We start from the raw sequence: 4,617 nt of genomic DNA, 5'->3' as shown, positions 1-4,617 counted from the left end.
TTGTTACAACAAATGAGCCGCGTAACGAGAACCTCCGGAGTGCGGGGGTGTGGATATGGGAAAAGAAGCGAGGGGGTGAGCGCCAGGGCGCGGTCCGGCGGAGCCCGTTGGTAGTGGAGGGGGGGGGGTGGGAAAATGCCCCCGCGCACCGCCCCCCCCCCCCCCGCCCCGCCCCATGGCCCGCCGGCACCCCCCCGAAAGCCCCACCCCGCCGTTGACGCCGTCGCACAGTCAGGCGCATTATTCATCGCATGGTGAATAACCGAGACGAGGCGCCAGCCCCCGCCGGCCCCACCCCCGCCGCGCCCGCCCCGGCCGTGCACGCCCGCAGCCTCACCGTGCGGCGCGGCACGGCCCGCAGCCCCCGCACCGTTCTCCAGGGCATCGACTTCGACGTGCCCCCCGGCCGCATCACCGGCCTCCTCGGCCCCTCCGGCTGTGGCAAGACCACCCTCATGCGCGCCGTCGTCGGCACCCAGGCCCACGTCACCGGCACCCTCGACGTCCTCGGCCGCCCCGCCGGCGACCCCGCCCTGCGCTCCCGCATCGGCTACGTCACCCAGGACCCCTCCGTCTACGCCGACCTCACCGTCCGGCAGAACCTCGACTACTTCGCCGCCGTCCTCGACCCCGGCCGCGCCGCCGCCGCCCGCCGCCGCGCCGACGTGGCCCGGGCCATCGCCGACGTCGACCTCGCCGACCACGCCGACGTCCTCGCCGCGCGGCTCTCCGGCGGCCAGCGCAGCCGCGTCTCCCTCGCCGCCGCCCTGCTCGGCACCCCCGAGCTCCTCGTCCTCGACGAACCCACCGTCGGCCTCGACCCCGTCCTGCGCCGCGACCTGTGGAACCTCTTCCACACCCTCGCCTCAGAACGCGGCACCACCCTCCTGGTCTCCTCCCACGTCATGGACGAGGCCGAGCGCTGCCACGACCTGCTCCTCATGCGCGACGGCCGCATCCTCGCCCAGGACACCCCCGACGCCCTGCGCACCCGTACCCGCTGCGCCACCGTCGAAGAGGCCTTCCTCCACCTCGTCGACGAAGCCGCCGAAGCCGCCGAAGCCGCCGAAGCCGACGCGGCCGACGCGGCCGACAAGGCCGCCGCCCCCGCCTCCCAGGAGACCCCGCGATGAACACGGCCCGCACCACCGCCACCGCCGCCCGCGTGCTGCGCCAGCTGCGCCACGACCCCCGCTCCATCGCCCTGATGCTGCTGGTCCCCGTCCTGATGCTGACGCTCCTGCGCTACGTCTTCGACGGCAGTCCGCGCACCTTCGACACCGTCGGCGCGTCCCTCCTCGGCATCTTCCCGCTGATCACGATGTTCCTGATCACCTCCATCGCCACCCTGCGCGAACGCACCAGCGGCACCCTCGAACGCCTCCTCGCCATGCCCCTCGGCAAGGCCGACCTGATCGGCGGCTACGCCCTCGCCTTCGGGGCCCTCGCCGTCGTCCAGTCCCTCCTCGCCACCGGCCTCGCCCTGTGGCTGCTCGGCCTCGACGTCGTCGGCTCGCCCTGGCTGCTGCTCCTCGTCGCCCTCCTCGACGCCCTGCTCGGCACCGCCCTCGGCCTCTTCGTCTCCGCCTTCGCCGCGTCCGAGTTCCAGGCCGTCCAGTTCATGCCGGCCGTGATCTTCCCCCAGCTACTGCTCTGCGGACTCTTCGCCGCCCGCAACACCATGCAGCCGGTCCTCGAAGGCATCTCCAACGCCCTGCCCATGTCCTACGCCGTCGACGGCATGAACCAGGTCCTCGTCCACACCGACATGACCGCCGACTTCGTCCGCGACGTCGCGATCGTGGCCGGCTGCGCGCTCCTCGTCCTCGTCCTCGGCGCCGCCACCCTCCGCCGCCGCACCCCCTGACCACGCCCTGCCCACCCCTCGGACAACACCCGCGCCACCTCCCACCCGGGTGCGAGGATGAGCACGTACGACGTACGCACACGCTCCCCCCAGCCGTCCGCTGGGAGGAACCCCAGGCGAGGTGAATCGGGCATGACCCAGACAGTCGCGGTCCTCGGCACCGGCAAGATCGGCGAGGCCCTGCTCAGCGGCATGATCCGCGGCGGCTGGCCCGTCTCGAAACTCCTCGTCACCGCCCGCCGCGCCGAACGCGCCGAGGAACTGCACGCCCGCTACGGCGTCGAAGCCGTCAGCAACGCCGAGGCCGCCAAGCGCGCCGACACCCTCATCCTCACGGTCAAGCCGCAGGACATGGGCACCCTCCTCGACGAGCTCGCCCCGCACGTCCCCGCCGACCGCCTGGTCATCAGCGGCGCCGCCGGCATCCCGACCTCCTTCTTCGAGGAGCGGCTCGCCCCCGGCACCCCGGTCGTCCGCGTTATGACGAACACCCCCGCCCTCGTCGACGAGGCCATGTCCGTCATCTCCGCCGGCAGCCACGCGAACGCCGCCCACCTCGCCCACGCCGAGGAGATCTTCGGCGGGGTCGGCAAGACCCTGCGCGTCCCCGAGTCCCAGCAGGACGCCGCCACCGCCCTCTCCGGCTCGGGCCCGGCCTACTTCTACTTCCTGGTCGAGGCCATGACGGACGCCGGCATCCTGCTCGGCCTGCCCCGCGCCCAGGCCCACGACCTCATCGTCCAGGCCGCCATCGGCGCCGCCGTGATGCTGCGCGACAGCGGCGAGCACCCCGTCAAGCTCCGCGAGGCCGTCACCTCCCCGGCCGGTACGACCATCAACGCCATCGTGGAGCTCGAACGGCACGGCGTACGCGCGGCCCTCATCGCCGCCCTCGAAGCCGCCCGCGACCGCAGCCGCGAACTGGCCTCCGGCAACGGCTGACCGTCCCGCCACCCGCGTACGGGGCCCCGGAGGCGCCGGGGCGCGGGATGCCGGGGTGCCGGGGAACGCGCGGGGTGCCGGGGCGCCGGGGAACGCGCGGGGCCGTGGCACACCCACGCCCCCGCACCCTCCTCCCCCGAAGGGGGCCCCGCCCCGCGTTCCCTTCAGGGCGCGAGCAGCCCGATCGCCTCGTACGCCCGGTCCACCACCGGCCGGGCGATCGCCCGGGCCCGCTCCGCACCCGTACGCAGCACCTTCTCCACCGCCCCGGGATCGGCCGCCAGCTCCGCGTGCCGCTCCCGCACCGGCCGCAGCATCTCCACGACCGCCTCCGCGACATCCCGCTTCAGGGCCCCGTACCCGCTGTAGCCGGCGGCCAGTTCCACCGGATCGCCCCCGGTGCACGCGGCGAGGATGTCCAGGAGGTTCGCCGCCCCCGGCCGCGCCTCGCGGTCGTGGACGACCCCGCCCTCGTTGTCGGTGACCGCGCGCATCACCTTGCGGGTGACCACCTCCGGCTCGTCCAGCAGGTAGACGATGCCGGCCGTGGCGTCGTGGGACTTGCCCATCTTCGAGGTCGGGTCCTGCAGGTCCATCACGCGCGCGGCCACCGCCGGGTGCGTCGCCTTCGGCACCGTGAACGTCGGCCCGTACCGCTGGTTGAACCGCACCGCCAGGTCCCGCGTCAGCTCGACGTGCTGCCGCTGGTCCTCACCCACCGGAACCTCGTCCGTCCGGTACGCGAGGATGTCCGCGGCCATCAGCACGGGATAGGTCAGCAACGACAGCCGCACCCCGTCCCCCGCCTCCTGCGCCTTCGCCGCCTTCTCCCGGTACTGGATCATGCGCCGCAGCTCGCCGTCGGCTGCCGTGCACTCCAGCAGATAGGACAGCCGGGTGTGCTCGTCCACATGGCTCTGCAGGAAGAGCGTGCACCGCTGCGGATCGAGCCCGGCGGCCAGCAGCACCGTCACCGCCTGCCGGCTCAGCCGCCGTACGCGCGCCGGGTCGTGCTCGACGGTCAGCGCGTGCAGGTCGACGACGCAGTAGACGGCATCGTCCGCCCGGCCCTCGCCGGAGGCGGCGACCCACTGCCGCACGGCCCCGAGGTAGTTGCCCAGCGTCAGATGCCCGGTCGGCTTGACCCCGCTGAAGATCCTGGTCATGTCTGCTCTGCTCCCTGTGGTGTCGAGGGCCGCCGCGACCGGCGGCCGATCCCCAGGGGGTGGAAACACGAACGGCCGCCGAAGCGGCGGCCGTGGAACGCATGCGTGGGTCGGCCGCCGTCAGGCGGCCCACCAGCGAAGGCTGGACGTGAGCGCACGCGTAGTCATGGGCGTCAGCGTAGACGGGCGGGGGTGCGCGGCGCATGAGGTTTCCGGGGCGGGTCGCCGGAGCAGGACACCCCCGGTACACCCCGGTACACCCCGGTCAGCCGGGGGTTGACACGGGCGTGCGGGATCCGTAAGGTTCTTCGAGTTGTCCGACGTGAGCGCCGACTTCGGTTGGTCCCCGGGCAGCCATTCCGCACCACTCATTCGAACGAACGACGCACTGCGCCGTCTCGTTTTCATGCGTGTTTGCGAATGAGGAATCCGTGTCCGAGTGACACACCCGCCGATTAGGCCGGGGACAAGGAATCCGCTAAGGTCTCACTCGTCGGAACGGCCCCAACGGGCCGGGAAGACAAGCCCGCTGACTGGGAGTCAGGCCCGAAAGGATCTGATAGAGTCGGAAACGCCGGAAGGGAAAAGCGCGAAAGCGCCGGAACCGGAAAGCGCCGAGGAAATCGGATCGGAAAAAGATCT

Annotated in this window: 4 protein-coding genes; 3 read left to right on the top strand and 1 reads right to left on the bottom strand. The window is 72.5% G+C overall.

Annotated features, from left to right (window positions below):
- The first annotated feature begins 251 nt into the window (after positions 1–251).
- The 3 genes from GPJ59_RS33760 (at position 252) to proC (ending at position 2,809) form a co-directional block, all read left to right on the top strand.
- Entirely contained in the window at positions 252–1,133 is an 882-nt protein-coding gene (locus GPJ59_RS33760) for an ABC transporter ATP-binding protein (protein ID WP_219671755.1), read from the top strand.
- Complete coding sequence (locus tag GPJ59_RS33755; RefSeq protein ID WP_219671752.1) at positions 1,130–1,867, top strand: ABC transporter permease; 738 nt, start codon at positions 1,130–1,132, stop codon at positions 1,865–1,867. Before GPJ59_RS33760 ends, GPJ59_RS33755 begins: the two co-directional genes overlap by 4 nt.
- Before the next feature lie 132 nt (positions 1,868–1,999).
- A complete protein-coding gene (gene proC, locus GPJ59_RS33750) occupies positions 2,000–2,809 on the top strand; it encodes a pyrroline-5-carboxylate reductase (protein WP_219671750.1) in 810 nt (269 codons plus the stop codon).
- A gap of 164 nt (positions 2,810–2,973) precedes the next feature.
- On the opposite strand, the gene trpS is transcribed toward proC, so the two are convergent.
- On the bottom strand, positions 2,974–3,975 hold the full coding sequence (trpS, locus tag GPJ59_RS33745; protein WP_219671748.1) for a tryptophan--tRNA ligase: 1,002 nt from the start codon (positions 3,973–3,975) through the stop codon (positions 2,974–2,976).
- Positions 3,976–4,617: the final 642 nt, after the last annotated feature.

Origin of the sequence: Streptomyces bambusae, assembly GCF_019400985.1 — a bacterium.
Taxonomy (GTDB): domain Bacteria; phylum Actinomycetota; class Actinomycetes; order Streptomycetales; family Streptomycetaceae; genus Streptomyces; species Streptomyces bambusae_A.
This window is presented reverse-complemented; position numbering and strand designations above follow the sequence as displayed.

Coding starts and splice junctions, on each gene's coding strand:
- proC (WP_219671750.1), top strand. CDS start 2,000: ATGACCCAGACAGTCGCGGTCCTCGGCACCGGCAAGATCGGCGAGGCC.
- GPJ59_RS33755 (WP_219671752.1), top strand. CDS start 1,130: ATGAACACGGCCCGCACCACCGCCACCGCCGCCCGCGTGCTGCGCCAG.
- trpS (WP_219671748.1), bottom strand. CDS start 3,975: ATGACCAGGATCTTCAGCGGGGTCAAGCCGACCGGGCATCTGACGCTG.
- GPJ59_RS33760 (WP_219671755.1), top strand. CDS start 252: ATGGTGAATAACCGAGACGAGGCGCCAGCCCCCGCCGGCCCCACCCCC.